Annotated in this window: 11 protein-coding genes; 7 read left to right on the top strand and 4 right to left on the bottom strand. The window is 71.2% G+C overall.

The genetic code is table 11. From position 1 onward, the window contains the following. Positions 1–57 precede the first annotated feature (57 nt). Entirely contained in the window at positions 58–5,673 is a 5,616-nt protein-coding gene (locus tag AB0B94_RS13650; RefSeq protein ID WP_357276341.1) for a GH92 family glycosyl hydrolase, read from the bottom strand. A gap of 273 nt (positions 5,674–5,946) precedes the next feature. Then, on the bottom strand, positions 5,947–7,026 hold the full coding sequence (locus AB0B94_RS13645; RefSeq protein WP_357276333.1) for a glycoside hydrolase family 19 protein: 1,080 nt from the start codon (positions 7,024–7,026) through the stop codon (positions 5,947–5,949). A gap of 450 nt (positions 7,027–7,476) precedes the next feature. On the opposite strand from AB0B94_RS13645, the gene AB0B94_RS13640 reads away from it, so the two are divergent. The 7 genes from AB0B94_RS13640 (at position 7,477) to AB0B94_RS13610 (ending at position 16,513) form a co-directional block, all read left to right on the top strand. Beyond that, entirely contained in the window at positions 7,477–8,499 is a 1,023-nt protein-coding gene (locus AB0B94_RS13640) for a polysaccharide deacetylase family protein (protein WP_357276328.1), read from the top strand. A 97-nt stretch (positions 8,500–8,596) separates the two neighbouring features. Further along, a complete protein-coding gene (locus AB0B94_RS13635; protein ID WP_357276319.1) occupies positions 8,597–9,556 on the top strand; it encodes an acetamidase/formamidase family protein in 960 nt (319 codons plus the stop codon). Positions 9,557–9,619: 63 nt separating this feature from the next. After that, positions 9,620–11,038 (top strand): PQQ-binding-like beta-propeller repeat protein, encoded by a 1,419-nt coding sequence (locus AB0B94_RS13630; RefSeq protein WP_357276314.1) that lies wholly within the window; start codon positions 9,620–9,622, stop codon positions 11,036–11,038. 68 nt (positions 11,039–11,106) lie between these two features. Beyond that, entirely contained in the window at positions 11,107–12,210 is a 1,104-nt protein-coding gene (locus AB0B94_RS13625; protein WP_357276309.1) for a DUF559 domain-containing protein, read from the top strand. Next, positions 12,207–12,929 carry a hypothetical protein gene (locus AB0B94_RS13620; protein ID WP_357276304.1) on the top strand — a complete coding sequence of 241 codons (723 nt, stop codon included), beginning with the start codon at positions 12,207–12,209 and terminating at the stop codon, positions 12,927–12,929. The genes AB0B94_RS13625 and AB0B94_RS13620 overlap by 4 nt, the downstream gene beginning before the upstream one ends. Then, the gene (locus AB0B94_RS13615; RefSeq protein WP_357276298.1) at positions 12,926–16,171 is read left to right on the top strand and encodes a DUF87 domain-containing protein; all 3,246 of its coding nucleotides are present in this window, start codon (positions 12,926–12,928) and stop codon (positions 16,169–16,171) included. Before AB0B94_RS13620 ends, AB0B94_RS13615 begins: the two co-directional genes overlap by 4 nt. Before the next feature lie 9 nt (positions 16,172–16,180). Next, positions 16,181–16,513, top strand: a complete 333-nt coding sequence (locus AB0B94_RS13610) for a putative quinol monooxygenase (protein WP_238668449.1) — start codon at positions 16,181–16,183, stop codon at positions 16,511–16,513. Positions 16,514–16,604: 91 nt separating this feature from the next. Here AB0B94_RS13610 and pdxY read toward each other — a convergent pair whose 3' ends face one another. Beyond that, a complete protein-coding gene (pdxY, locus tag AB0B94_RS13605) occupies positions 16,605–17,456 on the bottom strand; it encodes a pyridoxal kinase PdxY (protein ID WP_091406844.1) in 852 nt (283 codons plus the stop codon). Between the two features lie 178 nt (positions 17,457–17,634). Continuing rightward, entirely contained in the window at positions 17,635–18,429 is a 795-nt protein-coding gene (locus AB0B94_RS13600) for a serine protease (RefSeq protein WP_238668450.1), read from the bottom strand. Positions 18,430–18,575: the final 146 nt, after the last annotated feature.

Raw genomic sequence — 18,575 nt, 5'->3', positions numbered from 1 at the left:
GTGGGGCGGGCCGTGATCACGGCCCGCCCCACGCTGTTGCGTTGTCCCGGCTCGGTGCTAGCCGGTGACGGTGAACGGTCGGGACACCTTCGTCGCCGACGTGGCGCCGTTCAGCGTGACGCTGGTCGCGCCCGCCTTCGCCGCCCCCGGGACGCTGACCGTCGCGCCGGAGATGACGCCGTCACCGTTCGCGCGCACGGTGCTGACCGCCAGTCCGGTCCCGAAGGCGATCGTTACCACCTCGTTCGGCGCGAACCCGGAACCGTCGAGCATGATCGACGTGCCACGCGGGCCCGAGGTGGTCAACAGCGCCACCCGCGGCCGGTAGGTTCGCGCCTCCGGCTCTCCGGTCACCTGGACGGTGGCCGTGGCCGGGGTACGCGAGGACGCGCCCGTCGCGGTGACGGCGTACCGGCCGGGTTGCGCGTCACCGGAGGTCGGCACCGAGGCGCGGACCGTCCCCGTCGACGAGGCGGCGACCTTCATGCTCCGGCCCGGGTCGGTGCCGACGCTGACTGTCACCTGCTCGCCGGCCGCGAAGCCGCTGCCGTTGACGGTGATCGCGTCACCGGTGGTGACGGCACCGGACGCGGACAGCGCGATCGCCGGCTGCGATCCGCCCCGAGCCACAGTCACCGTGAAGGACCCGGTGCTGCTCGACAGCGTGTCCCACGCGGTGACGCGCACCGTGTAGGTGCCCTCCCGTGGGTAGGTGTGCCGGCCGCTCATCGCGCCGGACTCGCCGATCGTCACGTCGTCCGGAACCGTGCCGTCACCCCACTGGACGCGGGCGCGGTAGCCCGTCGTAGCGGGAACGCCGCCGGTCACCGCACCGAGGTTCGCCGCGAGGGCCTGCCCGGCGGTGGCCGTCTGGTTCTTCGGGACGGTTGTCGCCAGCGCCGGGGCGGGCGTTCCGTCGTTGGCCACGGCGAACACGTGGATGCGGCCCGCCGAGCGAGGGTCACCGCTCTGCGTCGGCAGGGTCACCGACGCCAGCGTCTTACCCGCCGGGATCTGGTACGGCGCGGTGGCGAAGAGGAACGGCTGGGCACCGTCGCGGCTGGTGCCCTGCAACCGGTACGCCGTCCGGGCGACGATGACGTTGCCGTAGGACGGGGTGCCGTTGGCGTTGCCGCCCAGCGTCCAGTCGCTCATCTGGATCGGGATGCTGGCCGTGCTGCCGTCGCTGAACGTCGCAGTGCCGGTGGTGCTCTGGTTGCCCTGCGTTCCGGCGCCGATGAACGAGATGCTCTTCGCGTCCGCCGGGAGGTTGAGGACCACTGTCGCCCCGTTGCCGGTGGCGTTGTCCGGCTGCCCGGCCGGGATCACCGGCAGTGTGAACCGCAGCCCGGTCCCGGGAACCTGCTGCGACTGGCCCTGGGTGACACCGCCGGCCGCCAGGGCGGCCCGCGAGTACGCCCACGACTTGGCGTCGCAGTCCGCCGCGAGGGCCCCTTCGTCGCCGACGCAGACGCTGTCGAACGCGGCGGTGAGACCGGAGGCCGGGGCGTACGCCACCTCGACGCCGACCGTCGCGGAGCTCTGGCTTGCGCCGTCGGTCACCGTGACGTTCGCCTGGTGGTAGCCGGCAGTGGTGTAGGCGTGCGACCCGGCGATGCGATAGACGGCCCGCGAGCTCAATGTCACGGTGCCCGCGGTGACCGGCGTGCCGTCACCCCAGTCGATGGTGGCCTGGTAGCCGTTGGCGTCCCCACCGGTGACGGTGGCCAACGGCACCGAGACGGGTACGCCGCTCATCGCGGGCACGCCGTCCGCAGCGGTGACGGTGATGTCGCCGCCGCCGAGGTCGAGGTCACCTCCGGCGAGCAACTCGACCTCGGCCAGGTTGGTCTGCGCGGCGCCGACGGTCTTCGTGACGGCGAGGCGGAACTGGGCGAACCGTCCCGGCTTGTCGATCGAGTACGGGCGGGTCTGGTTGCGCCACGGGAACACCTGGCCGGTGCGCGAGTCCACTGTGGTCCAGGTCAGGCCGTCGTTGGAGCCCTGCAGGCGCCAGTCGGCCGGATCGCCGGCACCGGACCCGGACGTGACCGTGTAGTACTTCGGCTTCTGCTTGCCACCACGGAATGCCCAGGTGATCTGCGGGGTCGCCGAGGTGAAGGTCAACTGCGTGGTCGACGAGTCGTCGAACAGCTTCGACGCGTCCTGACCGCCGGTCGCGCTCGCGGCGCCGAGACCGGGGCCGGTGACGTCCTGCAACGGCTTCGGCGCCTCGTCACCAGTGGTCAGCGACGGCGGCGCGTCGTTCTTGCCGCTGCCCCACGACGACGGCCGGGGACCCATCTGGAAGTCGATGGTGCCGCCCTTGGCGAGCGTCGCGACGTCCAGTGACAGGCCGCGCTGCTTCTTGCCGTTCACCGTCACGCCCTGCACGTAGACGTTCGCCGCGCTGTTGTTCGGCGCGTTGACGACGATGTCGCCGCTGCTGCGGCGCACTGTCATCCTGGTGAACTGCGGCGAGCCGATCGCCCACTCGGACGACCCGGCCTGCAACGGGTAGATGCCCAGCGAGCTGAGGATGTACCACGACGACATCTCGCCGTTGTCCTCGTCGCCCAGGTAGCCCTGGCCGATCTCACTGCCGACGTAGAGACGCCGCAGGATCTCCCTGACCGTCTCCTGGGTCCTGGCCGGCGCGCCGGCGACGTTGTACATGTACGGGATGTGGTGCGACGGCTGGTTGCTCATGCCGAGCTGACCCATCCGGACCGCGCGCGCTTCGAGCATCTCGTGGATGACGCCGCCGTACCCACCGGGGCGGTCAGCGTTCTCCGGGGTGGTGAAGAACGCGTCGAGCTTGTCCCGCAGCGCCTTCTGCCCGCCGTACAGGTTGATCAGGCCCTGGCCGTCCTGCTGGGCGGTGAACGCGAAGTTCCACCCGTTGGTCTCGGTGTAGACGCCACCCCAGTCCAGCGGGTCACCGGCGAGGAAGTTGCCGGCGGCGTCGCGGCCCTGGAAGAGCTTCGTCTTCGGGTCGAAGAGGTGGACGTAGTTGCGGGCCCGCTCCAGGAAGTACCGCGACTCCTCGGTGAGCCGGGCGCGCTCCGACTTCGGCGTGGCCGGGTCCTTGGCGAGCGCCGCACCCATGTTGCCGATGCCGAAGTCGTTGATGTAGCCCTCCAACGCCCAGGACACCGACTCACCGGTGGACGTCGGCGTGTAGCCGAGGAACAGGGAGCTCTCGATGCCCTTGCGTCCGACAGCGCTGCGCCCGGACGCGACTGTCGCGTCCTTGACCGCCGCGTCGTAGGCCGCGAGCGGGTCGGGCAGCTTGACCCCGGTGAGGTACGCCTGGGCCAGCGCCACGTTCGCGCTGGTGCCGGTCATCAGGTCGGCGTAGCCGGGGGACGACCAGCGGGCGATCCAGCCACCGTCGCGGTAGTGCTGGACGAACCCGTCGGAGATCTTGGCGGCGACGTCCGGGTACAGCAGCGCGTAGGCGGGCCACACGGTGCGGTAGGTGTCCCAGAAGCCGTTGTTGACGTAGATCTGCCCGTCGACGATCTTCGCGCCGGTCCGGGTGGGGGTCGACGCGCCGGTCGGCGCCGAGACCGGGCTCGCGTACTGCCAGCGCGGCGCGGCGGCGGTGCCGGTGTTCTCCGACTGCGAGTTCGGGTAGAGGTTCAGCCGGTACAGGTTCGAGTACATGGTGACAAGCTGCGACTCGGAGGCGCCCCGCAGCTCAACCCGGCCGAGCCGGTCCTTCCACGCGGCCGTCGCGGCGGCGTGGATCTGGTCGAAGCTCTTGCCGGTGACCTCCAGATCGAGGTTGCGGCGCGCCTGGTCGACGGAGAGGAACGACGTGGCGAGACGCATCGTCACCTCCCGCGACCCGGAGATGTCGAAGGTGGCCGAGGTAGCGGCGGACGCCGTCGGCGCCCGGTCGAAGACACCGGAGACGAACATCCGGCTACGACCGGCGGACAGGCCGCTGCCGTTGTCGACCCAACCGGTGAACGTGCCGTCAGTGCCGATGGTGAACGTGCCGTTGTGCAAGACGAGGCTTCCGGTCGGCTGCCCGGTGGGGAACGTGAACCGCATGATCCCGGCGTGGTCGGTGGGCGACATCTCCGCGACCAGGCCGTTCTGAAGCGTGACCCGGTAGAGGTCCGGCTGCGCCGTCTCGTCGTCGTGACTGAAGGCGAGCGCACGGCCGGCGGGTTGACCGGTGAGCGGCCCGCCACCGACGACCGGCATGACCGACATCTGGTTGCGGTCACCCATCCAGGGGCTGGGCTCGTGGGAGATCGCGAGGCCCTGGAGCATGGGCAGGTTGGCCTCGTTGTTGATCCGGTGGTACTCGTACTCCCACGAGTCGGAGGTCGCGTCGGTCACCGGGGTGAGGAAGTTGAACCCGTTCGGCACGGCGGTGATCGGCAGGTTGTTGCCGCGCGAGAAGCCGCCCGTCGAGTTGGTGCCCCGTCGGGTGTCGACGTAGTTGGTCAGCTTCGAGCCGTCGATCGACGCCGGCGCGGCCGTCAGCTCGATGTCGTCGAGCCAACCCTGGAACCGGGTCTCGCCGGTGGCCTGCGGATTGTCGTAGGCGAGCAGGATGCGGTCGATCGTCTTGCCGCGCGCGACGGCGCCAAGGTCGGCCTGCACCAGGTTCCACTGGTCGGCGAAGAGCACCTTCGCCGCACCCTGACCGGCGCCGGTGAGCGGGTAGCCGTGCTGGTCGGTGGCCGAGCGATCAGTCAGGTAGCTGCCGTCGGTGAAGTGCAGGTCGACGGCGGTGTAGGTGGACGGGTACCGGCCGTCCCCGCCGGTGAACTCGGGGAAGATCTTGTACGACAGTCGGGTCTTCGGCCCGACCGGGATGCTGACGTCGAAGAGCTTGTTCGTCGCGTACGACCGGCCGTTGTTCTCGGCGCCGCCGGCATAGCGCAGCGCGGCCAGTCCGGTGAACCCGACGTCCGGCTTCGTGGTGTAGCCGCCGTTCGGACCGGAGGTCGCCTCGCTGACCATGGGGGTGGCCGGCGGGCGGACGCCCGAGCCGTCGCTGATGTTCCAGTCGGCGAGCTGCAGGAGCGAGTCACCGGAGTTCGCGGTGACGTTGAGCCGGTAGAAGCCGTAGGCGTTCGGGTTGGTGAAGCTGTACGTCCTGGTGGCGAAGCGCCCGCTGAACTTCTCACCGGCACGCTTGTCCAGGTCGGTCCAGGTGCTGCCGTCGTTCGACCCCTGGACGACGAAGTCCCTGGGGTCGCGGGTCGGCGCGTCGTCGGCCGCGGTGAGCGAGTAGCGCACCACAGTCGCCGGCTTGGCGAGCTGGTAGGTCACCCAGCCGCTGGACGCGAACGCGAGCCACTTGGTCGACGGATCGTCGTCAGTGAGGTTCGCGGCGATCTCTCGCGGCTGGTTCTCGGCGCTCGCGGTCACAGCGCTGACCTGGCCGAGCAGGCTGCCGGGCAGGGTGGCGACGGTGCCGCTCAGGTTGGCCTGGAGCGGCTTTCCGTTCGGGCCGACCTCCACTGTGCTGGTGGCGGGCTGCGGGTCGGCGGACTCGAACGAGGAGGTGAAGTTGCCCGGTGGGGCGGAGGTGGGGGCGGCGTTCGCCAGCGGCGCGGCGACGAGCAGGCCCAGCGGTAGCAGGGCGGCTGTCGTCGCCGCGATCAGGCGGGGTGAGAGGGAACGCGCAAGGGGGGTGTGCGACATGAGGGACGGAGCCTTTCGACTCGAACCGGGTCGAGTACGTCGAACGTCTGGGCAGTGTGGAGCCGGTGGTGGGTCGAGCCCTGACATCGTTGTCATGAGACTTCGTGAGCAACGGGAGCCGGGCCTGTGGACTGCCGCTGATAGTTCCGGGCGCAGCACTGCCGTGTCAACGGGTTGATCGCGCCGAACGGCCGCCGCCCGCACCGGGCCACGGCGGTCGATGCGCCGGGCCTCGACGCCGTCCGACGACGTACGCCGAGGCCCGGCCACGAATCAGCAGTAGAGGTTGGCTCCGGCGGACACCCCGAGGATGCCGACGAACTGCTGGTACCTGGTGACGCGACTCTGCACCTGGGCGGGGTTTCCGCCGTTGCACTCGATCGAGCCGTTGATGCTGCGGATCGTCTGACCGAACCCGGCGCCGTTGACCATCGCATTGTGGGCGGTCATGGTGCCCGGCCCGTTCTGGGTCATCCAGTACCAGATACCGGTCTTCCAGGCCACCGCGGCGTCGGTCTGCACCAGCCACGGGTTGGTCAACAGCGGCAGGTTGAGGGCGTTGCCAGCGGCGTTGTAGTTGAAGTTCCAGCTGAGCTGGATCGGCCCCCGCCCGTAGTAGGCGGCCTGCCCGGCGGGGCAGCCGTACGACTGGCCGGGGTCGCAGTAGTGCGGGTAGTTCGCTGTGTTCTGTTCGACGATGTGCACGAGCCCGCCGGTCTCGTGGTAGACGTTTGCCAGGAAGGCGGCGGCCTCCTGGCGCTGGACAGTGGCACTGCCGGTGCGCGCGAACGCCGGGTAGGCGCTGAGCGCGGCGACGAGCCCGGAGTACGTGTAGAACGAGTTGCGACCCGGGAACATCTGGTTGAACTGGGCCTCGGTGACCACGAAGCCGCCGGGGTTGGTGGGCGGCGGAGTCGTCGGTGGCTGACCCCCACAGGTGTAGGGCTCCCAGTACCAGGTGCTGACGACGGGGTCGTACCCCGGATTGTCGTGCTCGGCGATGTAGTACGAACCGTTGGTGTAGCGCACGATCGCCCCGGCGGCGTACCAGGTCCCGGCGGTCCAGTTCGGGTAGGAGCAGGTCCCTCCGGTGGGCGGCGTGGTGCCCCCGCCGCACGCGCCGAGATCTTCCCAGACACCGGTCGTGCCCGGCGGCGCCTCGTTCTGGGTCCACCACTTCGCCCGGTAGTTGCGGCCGTTGTGGGAGACCTGGGCGTCTCCCCAGTAGACGGCCGAGGCCTGCCACGATGCCGAGCAGGCCGCCGCCGACGCGGCAGTGGCCGGGATGACCGCCACCAGCCCGCCGGTGACGATCAGTGCCGCCAGCGCGACCAGCGCGCGCAGTCTCGTCATGTGATCACTCCTTCCTGGGACCTCACTGGCCGAAACCCTGATGGATATCGACAGCAGTGACTGTAACATCTTCTGTTCACAACCTTTACTATTCTCTGCGGCCAGGGCGACGGACCGCGCCCGGCGCGACGGGCGGACCCGGCTGCCCAGGGTCGATATTTCCGGCCGCTTTCCGGATCACGTCGCATGCGGACCAACCGATTCGTTCGACGAATCGTCGGTTCAGCCGGGGCGCGCCTGGCCAGCCCCCAAACAGCCCACTGCGTTGTTCCGGGGATTTTCCGGAACTTGTTGACGCGTTGGAATTCTCGCTGTAATACTTCGATCCATTGGGGTCAATGCGATCGGCTTCGTTGCGGTTTCCGCTCCACCTACCCACTTGTCCACACCTGTCCGGACTGCGCTGCCCGCACGCAGGGGCACGTCCGGGTCTGCGCGAAGGGGCACCAGATGAGCAGGCTCTTCCCCCGCACGGCCCTGTGGTCCAGGCGGTTGCGCGCGGCGCTCGCCGTCCTCGCCACCGCCGTCGCCATGTGCGGCGTCGTCCTCGCCGCCACCTCCACCCCGTCGAGCGCCGCCACCTGCAACGGCTACGTCGGGCTCACCTTCGACGACGGTCCGACCGGCAGCACCAGCGCACTGCTCAACGTGCTGCGCGCCAACGGCGTACGGGCCACCATGTTCAACGTCGGGCAGAACGTCCAGAACAACCGGTCGGCGGCGCAGGCACAGGTGGCCGCCGGCATGTGGGTGGCCAACCACAGCTGGAACCACGCCCACATGACCTCGATGAGCCAGGCTCAGATGCAGTCGGACCTCTCCCAGACCAGCTCGGCAATCCAGTCGGCCACCGGCAGCCGGCCGGTGCTGTTCCGGCCGCCGTACGGCGAGACCAACTCCACGTTGCAGTCCGTCGCGTCGTCGCTGGGCATGCGCCAGGTGATCTGGGACGTGGACTCCCAGGACTGGAACGGCGCCAGCGTCAGCCAGATCGTGGCCAACGCGAGCCGACTCCAGGCCGGTCAGGTCATCCTGATGCACGACGGGATCCAGAACACCCGCGACGCCATCCCCCAGATCATGGCCAACCTGACCAGCCGCAACCTGTGCCCCGGCATGATCTCGCCGTCCACCGGCCGCGCTGTCGCGCCCGACGGCACCACCCCGCCGCCCACCACCACCCCGCCGCCCGCCGGCGGCACCTGCACCGCGACCGCCACGACCCCCAACGTCTGGGGCGACCGGTACAACACGTCGGTGACGGTCAGCGGCGCCAGCACGTGGACGGTGGTCGTGGCCATCACCTCGCCGCAACGGGTCAGCACCATCTGGAACGGCACCGCCACCTGGGACAGCAGTGGCACCGTCATGACCATGCGGTCCAACGGCAGCGGCAACACCTTCGGCTTCACCACGATGACGAACGGAAACAGCAGCGCCCGCCCACAGATTCGCTCCTGCACCTCGGGTTGACATCGCCCAGGTTGAGTCGTGCGCGGTGGGTGCGCCCGGCACCCACCGCGCACCCTGGCGACCCGGCGCGCGGACCAGCAGCCACTAGCCTGCACTGATGCGACACAGCCTCACGCCCGGGGACGACAGCCTGCACGGCCACTTCTCCCCCGACCTCCCGCCGGTGCTCACCATCGATCCCGGCGACACCGTCACCTATCGCACCCTGGACTGCTGGTGGTCCGCCGGCCCGTACCCGGGCGGGCCGAACCGGGACCGGCCCCGGGTCGCGCAGCACCGGCCCGACCACGGACACGCGCTGGTCGGTCCGGTCGCGGTCCGCGGTGCGCGCGCCGGCCAGACCCTCGCGGTACGCATCGACGAGGTCGTCCCGGCCCGCTGGGGAACCACGGTGGCCGGCGGCTGGCCGAGTGGGTTCAACCAGCACTACGGCGTGCAGGATCAACAGGTGGTGCACGCCTGGGCGCTGGACCCGGTGACGATGACCGGCCGCAACCAGCACGGCCACACGATCGCGCTGCGGCCCTTCATGGGAGTGCTCGGCATGCCACCCGCGGAGCCGGGGCTTCACTCGACGACCCCACCGCGCCCCTGGGGCGGCAACCTGGACTGTCGGGACCTCACCGCCGGCAGCACCCTCCTGCTGCCGATCCCCGTGGACGACGCGCTGTTCTCGGTCGGGGACGGGCACGCCGCACAGGGTGACGGCGAGGTCGGCGGCACCGCGATCGAGTGTCCGATGGACGAGGTGACGTTGACCTTCGACGTGCGCGACGACTTTCCGGTCACCGGCCCGGTGGCCCGTACCTCCGACGCATGGTTGACCCTGGGCGTCGGCGCCTCCCTCGACGACGCCACGTTCGCCGCGCTGGACTCGATGCTGACACTGATGCAGCGGCTGCACGGCCTCAGCCGCCCGGACGCGGCGGCACTGGCCAGTGTCGCTGTCGACGTGCGGGTGACGCAGATCGTCAACCAGAGCGTCGGCGCGCACGCGGTGCTCCGTGACGACGCGCTGCGCTGGCCGGACGCCGATTCTGTCGGGGGGCGCCGTTAGCGTGTGCTCACTGTCGCCGCGCCGGCCGGATCGCGCCGCTCGCTGACCCCTCGGAGGCCCCCCATGTCCCAGGAGACGACCTACCTCGAACTGTCCGAAGTGGACGGTGCGCACAAATTCTACGAGGTCATCGTCGACAACGCCACGCTGACTGTGCGCTTCGGCCGGATCGGCGACCAGGGGCAGGTCAAGGCCACTGCCTATCCGGACAACACCCGGGCCCGGGCCGCCGCGGCGAAGAAGATCGGTGAGAAGGTCCGCAAGGGCTACGCGCCGGCGGTCCCCGGCGTCCGCCAGAAGCGCACAGTGTCGCGGCGGCAGATCGTGAGCACCCGCTCCACCGCCCACACCGCCCCGGTGCTCTGGCGCTACGACTCCGGCGCCCCCGCCTTCGGCATCTTCGTCGACGGGCGGCACTGCATGGTCGGCAACGAGCACGGGGTCATCACCACGCTCGACCACGACGCCCAGGTGCGCAGCCAGGTCCGCCTTCCCGACGGAGTGAAGTGCATAGTCGCCGACGACGCGTGGCTCTACGCCGGCTGCGACGACGGCAACGTCTACGACCTGTCCGGCAAGGTGCCCCGGGTGGCGTACGCCATCGCGCCGGAGATCGACATCTACTGGCTGGACATCCACGACGGCGTCCTCGGCGTCTCCGACGCCGACGGCGGGATCACCGCCGTCGACCACGAGGACGAGTTCTTGTGGCGTCGCCCCGGTCGGGGGCGTTCGGCCTGGATGGTGCGGTGCGACGACGACGCCATCTACCACGGCCACTCGCAGGGAGTGACCGGCTACGAGTGGCGTACCGGCAGCGAGCTGTGGCACACCACCACCGGTTCGGTGCTCTTCGGCTGGCAGGAGCACGGCAGTGTGTTCGCCGGCACCAGCAGCCGCCAGGTGGTGCGGCTGTCCAAGTCGGGCCGCCCCGAACGCACCTACCTGTGCGACGCCCCGGTCTTCTCCTGCGCCACCGCCGAGGGCGGCGAGTTCGTCTTCGCCGGTGACAGCCAGTCCTCGATCTACTGCTTCGACGCGGCGGGCACCCGGCTGTGGAAGCTCGGCACCGGCTGCGGCTCGGCGTACTCCATGCAGTACCACGACGACCGGCTCTACGTGGTGACCACCGGCGGCCATCTGGCCTGTATCGACGCGAGCGAGCCGGCGATCCGCGCGGCGCAGGCCGGGAACGTGCCTGAGGTACGCGACATCAAGGCCCCCCGCCAGGCGCCCCAGCAGGCGCAACCGACGATCGTCGAGGTGACCAGCGACTCGGGCGCGGGCGTGGTCGTGCAGTGCCTGGACGATCGGGGGCGGCTGCGGGTTCAGGTGCTCTCCGACGGCTACCGGCGCGACTGGTCGGTGCAGTTCCCCAAGGGGATCCGCGAGCCGGGCGCCCGCTACCTGGTGACCGAGGTGCGCGAGTCCAGCCGCGGTGGTTACTACCGCGCGTACGGTGACATCCGCCGGCTGCGCTGAGCGGCGAGCGGACCGCCTCGCCACCGAGGGGTCCCCGGTCGCGCCCGTCAGTGTCGTAGGGTGCCGCCATGGCGCACCCCGTCCGGGCCAACGGCGACGCCAGCAGGGCCTGGTGGGCTGCCCCGCCGACGGGGCGAGTGAGTCACCTGCCGGGCATCGACCCGGAGTTGCTGCGGGTGGCACTCGACCCGTTACCACCGGCGGCGCCCGCGATCGTGCACTACCGGCCCACCGTGACACTCCCCCTCGGTGACCTGGTGGACACACTGCTCGACCAGTTGGACACCGCGGCCCTGGCGATGTTCCCCCGCTGGCTGACGGGGGCCGACCATGTCGATGGCGAAGGCATGCTGGGCGTGGCGGCGGTTCGGGCACTCGCGGCCCGTACCGCCGCCCGCTCCCGGCACTTCGGCCCGTTCCTGGCCGACCTCGCCGAGCGGGGGCTGCGCGGCCCGCACCGCCCCGGCGGCCGGTCCCGCTTCGCCCCGGGGGTACGCGCCGCCGGGCTCGCCCGGGTGATCGCCGACGCGTACGACCGGGAAGGTTGCGTACTCGTCGTGGCGCTGCCCGACCTGGACGCCGACGCCGAGCGGACGCTGGTGGCCGCCGCCGAGTGGCTCGTGCGGCACGGCGGCTTCACTGTGTGGTTGACCGGCGGACCGTTGCGCCACGCCGACCGGGTGCGCTCGGTGCCGATGCCGGTGCCGGCGCGATTCGCCGAGCTGGCCGGCCCGACCGATCAGATCCCGGCCATCGCCGCCGCGCCGGAGTCGACGGTGCTGGCCTGGCCGCCGATCGCTGGCGTGCCCCGCTCGGACAGCGCCGCCGAGCAGGCCCTGGAACGCGCGCTCGCGCCGCACGACTGGGCGCGCGGCCGGCGGTGGAACCAGACCTACGAGTGGCACGTCCTGGCCACGGCGTACCGTCTGGATCTGTTTTGGCCCACGGAGGGTCTTGCGGTCGAGGTGGACGGCCCGGAGCATCGTGGGCGAATCGCTTTCGCCAACGATCGGCGGAGAGACGTCCAGCTGCAACTCCTCGGGCTGGACGTGCTCCGCTTCACCAACGAGCAGGTGCTCACCGACGCGCCGGCGGTGGTCGACGGGATCCGTCGACTGCTGGCCCGGCGGCGCGCGGGCGGCACGGACCCCCACGGAGATGAGACATCATGACGAGCCCGGCGGACGTCCCGCACCTGACGCCGAACCAGATCAACGCCCTCGTGGTGCTGATGGTCGAGGCACGCCGACTCACCAACGTCGAGCTGAAAGAGCTGGCCGGCTTCACGCTGACCGGCAAGGACAACAAGAAGCTCGTCGACCTGGGCCTGGTGGACACCGATCGGACGCACCGGCCCTTCGCCCACGAGCTGACCGACGAGGGCTGGCGGGTGGCACGTCAGTTGCACACCGCCGCGCCGCCGAAGCAGGGCGGCTCGACGACCCGGTCGCTGTTCGTCGTCCTGTCCAACCTGCACCGTTCGCTGGACCGGCTCCGGGTCAGCCACGGCGACTTCTTCAAGCAGACCGATGAGACGGCACCGGCGACCAGCGAGTCACCGCGCCAAGCACCGACCGCTGCGGCACCGGTGACGGCACCGGCATCGGTGCCGGCACCGGCATCGGTGCCAGCGGTGGAGGCGCTGGTTCGCTCGGCGTACCGGGATCTGGCCACCGCGCCGGGCGCATGGGTCGGCCTCGCGGACGTCCGCGACCGGCTCGCCGACACCGACCGGGCCGCCCTCGACGCGGCGTTGCGGGCGATGGTCGGCCGGGAGGACGTCCGCATCATCCCGGTGGCGAACACCAAGTCACTGACCGCACGGGACCGGGCCGCGGCCGTCCGGATCGGGAACGAGGACAACCACGCCCTGGCGATCGGCGCGGCATGATCTCGGACGACCAGCGGGCCGCGCTGGAAGCGGTCAGTCTCAACCCGGCGGTCACCCCGGACGACGTCTGGCGACCCAGCCCGCACAACGTGCCGGAGCTGCACGAGAAGGTGGCCGCGGAGATCCTGCGCGGGGTGGCGCGGGCCCGCACCGACGACACGAGCATGCCACTCGGCGTGGCCATGCAGGGCCGCGCGGGCGCCGGCAAGACGCACCTGCTCGGCGCTGTGCGGGAACGGATCCAGGGCGACGGCGGCTACTTCTTCCTCGTCGACATGGTCAGCGGCAAGACGTTCTGGGAGAGCGTGGCCCTGGCCCTGGTGGAGGGCATGGGCCGCCCCCACGTCGGCTGGGGCACCCAGTTGAAGACCTTCCTGCGTCGACTCACCCCCCAGCTCGGCCTGCCGGTGGAGGTTCGCGACGCGGTCGCCGGCGCCCAACCGGTGACCCGTGCGCAGCTCGACACCTTCATCTGGGCGCTGCGCGAGCGCGACCGGGAGGTCGGGCGGGACGCCCAGGACACCGCGCGGGCGCTCGTCCTGCACGGCGCCATCGACTTCGAGGCACAGGACGTCGGTTACGCCCACCTGATCTCCGAAGCCGGTGACCCGGCCGCACGGGCGGCGTGGGGGTTGAGCGCCGCGATCCGCACCCCCCAGCAGGTCGTGCAGGACATCTCCCGACTGATGGCCCTGACCCTGGACCCCACTGTCATCGCCGTGGACCAGCTCGACACGCTGTTCGCCCAGACCAGCACCTCACTGCTCAACCAGCATCAGGGTCTGGAGGACGGCCAGGCCAGGGTGCTCGGCCCGATCGCCGACGGCCTGCTCAAGCTGCGCGACATCACCCGCCGCACGCTTGTCGTCGTCTCGTGCCTGCCGGACACCTGGGTGCTGATGAGCCGCAGCGCGCCCACCCCGGTCGCTGACCGCTTCCGTACGGCGACCCTGCCGGACCGGATCCCCACCCCGGAGATCGGGCAGGCGATCGTGGCGAAGCGCCTCTCCGCCGCGTTCGCCGGCATGTTCTTCGGGCCACCGCACCCCACCTGGCCGATCGCCCCCGCCGCCTTCGCCGACGCACCCACCCTGACGCCACGCGCCCTGCTCCGCCGGGTGGACCGCCACATCGCCTGGTGCCGTGATCGCGACGACGTGATCGAGCTGGATCGGCTCATCGACGGCGCCGACTCGACGCCGACCGTCAGCACCGCCCGGGGCGTCGCCGCCGATCCGACGACTGACGAGCGCCGCCTGCACGAGTTGGACGTACGGTTCGCCGAACTGGTCGAGGCCGCCGACGTGTCGGCCGCGGTCGACCCGAAGAGCGAGGACGAGCACATGCCGCCGCTGCTCGCCGCCGGCCTGGCCGCCTGGATCGCCGAGCAGGCGCCGACCGGCGCCACCTACAAGTACGATCCGCCGCCCGGCCGCAAGCCGGCGCTGCACGGGCGGCTCATCGAGGTGCTCGACGAGGCCACCGAGAACGAGGCGCACTGGTGCTTCCGGGCCGTCGCGCACCCCAATGCCGTCGCCGTCACCGCCCGGGTCAAGGCCGCCTGCACCCTCGCGGGATTGGACCGGGACCTGCCACAACGGCGGCTGATCCTGCTGCGCAACGGTCCGTGGCCCACCGGGAAGCGTACGACCGAGGTGTTGACAGGCTTCGACGCGGCCGGCGGCCTGCGGTGTGCGGTGCCGGAGGCGGACCTGCGGGTCTTCGCGGCGCTGCGGGTGATGGCGGCCGAACCGTCCACCGCCTTGCAGGAGTGGCTGGTGGCCCGCCGCCCGGCCAGCGGCACCGAGCTGTTCCGCGCGGTCCTGCCCGGGCCCGACGGCACCCGCGGCGGTGACCAGCCGCCGACGCCCGACGACGAGCCACCGTCGGGCGGCAGCGAATCCGACCCGACGAACGCGCCGGCCGCCGACGTCCCCGCCGACGTGTCGACGGGTGCGGCAGCCGAGCCCGTACCCGCTGACCCGGCCGACCCCGCGGTCGGCGAGGGCGGTCGGGCCGTCGGGCTGGGACGGACCGTCGACGGCGGTCACCCCTTCACGGTTGCCCTGGAGTCGTTGCGCCGCCACGCCGTCGTGTTCGCCGGGTCCGGCTCGGGCAAGACCGTGCTGATCCGCCGGCTGGTCGAGGAGTGCGCCCGCGAGGGGGTCTCCGCGATCGTGCTCGACCCCAACAACGACCTGGCCCGGCTCGGCGACCCGTGGCCCGACCCGCCGGGCGGCTGGGGCCCCGGCGACGCCGAACGCGCCGCCGACTACCTCGCGCACACCGAGGTGGTGGTGTGGACGCCCCGGGTCACCGCCGGTCGGCCGCTGAGCTTCCAGCCACTGCCCGACTTCACCTCACTGCGGGACTGGCCCGACGAGTTCGACCAGGCCGTCCGCTCCGCCGTGGAGGCGCTCGCGCCACGGGCGGGCGTGGACCGCTCCAGCCGGCTCGCCCAGCAGGGCAAGGCCGTCCTCACCGAGGCCCTCCAGGCGTACGCGCGCAGTGGGATGGTCGGCCTGCCCGGCTTCACCGAGTTCCTCGCCGATCTGCCCGAGGGGGTCAGTCGGCTGGCCCGCGCCGGGAAGCTCGCCGAGGAGTTGGCCGAGGCGCTCAAGGCGGCGATGGTCACCGATCCGCTCTTCGGCGGGGTCGGCGCGCCCGCCGACCCGGGGCTGCTGCTGACGCCCTCGGCGGGGCGGCGGGCCCGGATGTCGGTGATCAGTTTCGTCGGCCTCACCTCCGACCAGGAGCGACAGAGCTTCGTCAACCAGTTGCAGATGGCGCTCTTCGCCTGGATCAAGCGGCACCCCGCCGGTGACCGACCGCTGGGCGGGTTGTTCGTGATGGACGAGGCGCAGACGCTCGCGCCGTCGACCGGCACCACCGCCTGCACGGCCAGCTCGATCGCGCTGGCCTCGCAGGCCCGCAAGTACGGGCTCGGCCTGGTCTTCGCCACCCAGGCGCCAAAGGGTCTGCACAACCAGATCTCCGGCAACGCGACGACGCAGTTCTTCGGGCTGCTCAACGCGCCGGCACAGATCGACGCGGCCCGGCAGCTCGCCGAGGCCAAGGGCGGGCGGCTGCCGGACATCGGCCTGCTCAACAGCGGCGAGTTCTACGCCGCCGGGGAGGGGTTCTCGTTCGTGAAGGTCCGAACCCCGCTGTGCCTGACGCACCACCCGAAAGCGCCGTTGACCCCCGAGGAGGTTGTCGCCCGCGCCCGCCCGGCTGGGTAGCCTGGGGTCATGATCTTCATTACCGCCAAGTTCCGGATCCTGGCCGAGCACGCCGACCGGTGGCCGCAGATCGCCGCCGAGTTCACCGAGGCGACCCGGGCCGAGCCGGGCTGCCTGTGGTTCGACTGGTCCCGCAGCGTGGACGATCCGACCGAGTACGTGCTGGTCGAGGCGTTCCGCGACGACCAGGCCGGCGGAGCCCATGTCCAGTCCGCGCACTTCCGCACGGCTCAGGAGACCCTGCCGCAGTACCTGGCCGAGACGCCGCGGATCGTGAACGCCACGGTGCCGCAGGAGGACTGGTCGCTGCTCGGCGAGATGGCCGTTCCCGAGGGTCGCTGACCGCCACCGGCCAACGGTCCAGAACAGTCGTCACGGCAGCCGGTCCGCGAGCCGCGGTCGACGCAGCCGGCCCGCGGTCCGCTATCCGCCGTCAGCGCAGCTGGCGGGCGGTGAACCGGGCCGGCGGGTCGGCGATCACGTCCTGCGCCGCGATCAGCTGGATCTCCCGCGTGCCGGCCGCGAGAGTGGCCTCGAGCACGGCGTAGACGGAGGCGATGGTGCGTTCCAGCGCGGTAGCTGGTGAGCCGGTCGTCCACAGGTGGGCGAGGTACAGCGCCGCCGTGACGTCGCCCCCACCGTTCGGGTTGATCGGCAGCAACGGCGTGGTCACCGCCCAGGCGCCCTCGTCGGAGACCGCCACCACCTCCAGCGAGTCCGGCGGCAGATCGCCGTGGAGCACGCTGGTCACCAGGACGTGCCGAGGCCCGGTCGCACGCACGACGTCGACCGCGTCCAGCACCTCGGCCAGCGAGTTCGTGGTGCGACCGGCGAGGAAGTCCAGCTCGAAGTGGTTCGGCGTGATGATGTCCGCGCGGGGCACGACGGTGTCGCGTAGGTACTCCGGAATCCCCGGCCGGACGAACATGCCCCGGCCGGCGTCGCCCATCACCGGGTCGCAGCAGTACACCGCGGCCGGGTTGGTCGCCTTCACCGTCGCCACCGCGTCCAGGATCACCGCGCCCATGGCGGGGTCGCCCTGGTAGCCGGAGAGCACCGCGTCGGCGCTGCCGAGGACCCCGCGGTCCTCGATGCCCGCGATCACCTCCGCCACGTCCGCCGCCGGGAGCATCGGGCCCCGCCACGCGCCGTACCCGGTGTGGTTGGAGAAGTGCACAGTCAGGACCGGCCAGACCTCGTGCCCGAGGCGTTGCAGCGGAAAGGCCGCAGCCGAGTTGCCGACGTGACCGTAGGCGACCGACGACTGGATGGACAGGATCTTCACCGGCCCATCATCGCCGCTACGGCCGGCGGCGCAGCGACGGCCCGCCGAATCTGTCGGGTGGCCCACTCGCCGCCCGGTCGGCGGGACGGCACTGACGGGCGACCCGGACCGTGTCGTCCGGGCCGCCCGAGCGGTGGCGGGGCGACCGACACGCTGGGCGGCCGTCCCCGTCGTACGGTCAGCCGCCGAGGCTCGCCGCGGCCGAGGCGATCGATGAGGCGAAGTAGCTCACCTGGGTGTAGACACCCGGGTAGTTGGGCCGGGCGCAGCCGTTGCCCCAGCTGACGATGCCGACCTGGATCCAGGCGTTGGAGGCGTCGCGGCGGAACATCGGGCCGCCCGAGTCACCCTGGCAGGTGTCGGTGCCGCCGCTGGCATAGCCGGCGCAGATCTCCTGCGCGGGGATGAGATCCCCGCCGTAGTTGGCGTTGCAGGTGGAGTCGCTGACGAACGGCACGTTCGCCTTGAGCAGGTAGCGCTGCTGGCCGCCACCCTCCCGCGCGGCACCCCAACCAGCCACCGTGAAGGTGCCGCTGTCGTACGCGGTGGTGCTGGCGATCGGCAGCGTGCTCAGCCCGGTGACGGGGCTGGCCAGCCTGATCAGCGCCCAGTCGCGGCCGGCGCCGTTGTAGCCGGGGGCACGGTAGACGTAGTTGGACCGGACGGTGATCCGGCTGGACGACTGGAGGTCGACCGTCCCGAGCGTCGCGGTGATGCTGGTGTTGGTGCCGGTAGCGCCCACGCAGTGCGCCGCGGTGAGCACCAGCCGGGCGCTGTACAGCGCCCCGCCGCAGCCCATCGAGAGACGCACCATGAACGGGAACTCGCCCTGAGCGGCGCGGGTGCCGCCGACGACGTTCGGCGTCATGGGGCTGTCGGCCGCGGCAGCCGGCGCGGTGAGGGTGAGGCTGGCCGCGGTCACCGCGGCCAACGCGGTGGCCAGCAGGCCAGTGAGGGTACGCCAGCGAACCATGCATTCCTCCGCATCAGGATGGCACGCCTCGTGAGCGCACCGCAGTCGAGATAGCGGTCATCATATTGAGGTATGTAGATCTAACGGGTCATCCTCTCTGGGTCGTACCACCTGCGGTATGGATCTCACGCGGTGCGGCGCGGAGC

It is taken from the genome of Micromonospora sp. NPDC048986 (genome assembly GCF_040649335.1).
In the GTDB taxonomy this organism is placed as follows: domain Bacteria; phylum Actinomycetota; class Actinomycetes; order Mycobacteriales; family Micromonosporaceae; genus Micromonospora; species Micromonospora alfalfae.
This window is presented reverse-complemented; position numbering and strand designations above follow the sequence as displayed.

Excerpts from the sequence above, each read along its gene's own strand:
- AB0B94_RS13650 (WP_357276341.1), bottom strand. The coding sequence starts at position 5,673 with ATGTCGCACACCCCCCTTGCGCGTTCCCTCTCACCCCGCCTGATCGCG.
- AB0B94_RS13645 (WP_357276333.1), bottom strand. The coding sequence starts at position 7,026 with ATGACGAGACTGCGCGCGCTGGTCGCGCTGGCGGCACTGATCGTCACC.
- AB0B94_RS13600 (WP_238668450.1), bottom strand. The coding sequence starts at position 18,429 with ATGGTTCGCTGGCGTACCCTCACTGGCCTGCTGGCCACCGCGTTGGCC.
- AB0B94_RS13615 (WP_357276298.1), top strand. The coding sequence starts at position 12,926 with ATGATCTCGGACGACCAGCGGGCCGCGCTGGAAGCGGTCAGTCTCAAC.
- AB0B94_RS13630 (WP_357276314.1), top strand. The coding sequence starts at position 9,620 with ATGTCCCAGGAGACGACCTACCTCGAACTGTCCGAAGTGGACGGTGCG.
- AB0B94_RS13620 (WP_357276304.1), top strand. The coding sequence starts at position 12,207 with ATGACGAGCCCGGCGGACGTCCCGCACCTGACGCCGAACCAGATCAAC.
- AB0B94_RS13635 (WP_357276319.1), top strand. The coding sequence starts at position 8,597 with ATGCGACACAGCCTCACGCCCGGGGACGACAGCCTGCACGGCCACTTC.
- AB0B94_RS13625 (WP_357276309.1), top strand. The coding sequence starts at position 11,107 with ATGGCGCACCCCGTCCGGGCCAACGGCGACGCCAGCAGGGCCTGGTGG.
- AB0B94_RS13640 (WP_357276328.1), top strand. The coding sequence starts at position 7,477 with ATGAGCAGGCTCTTCCCCCGCACGGCCCTGTGGTCCAGGCGGTTGCGC.
- AB0B94_RS13610 (WP_238668449.1), top strand. The coding sequence starts at position 16,181 with ATGATCTTCATTACCGCCAAGTTCCGGATCCTGGCCGAGCACGCCGAC.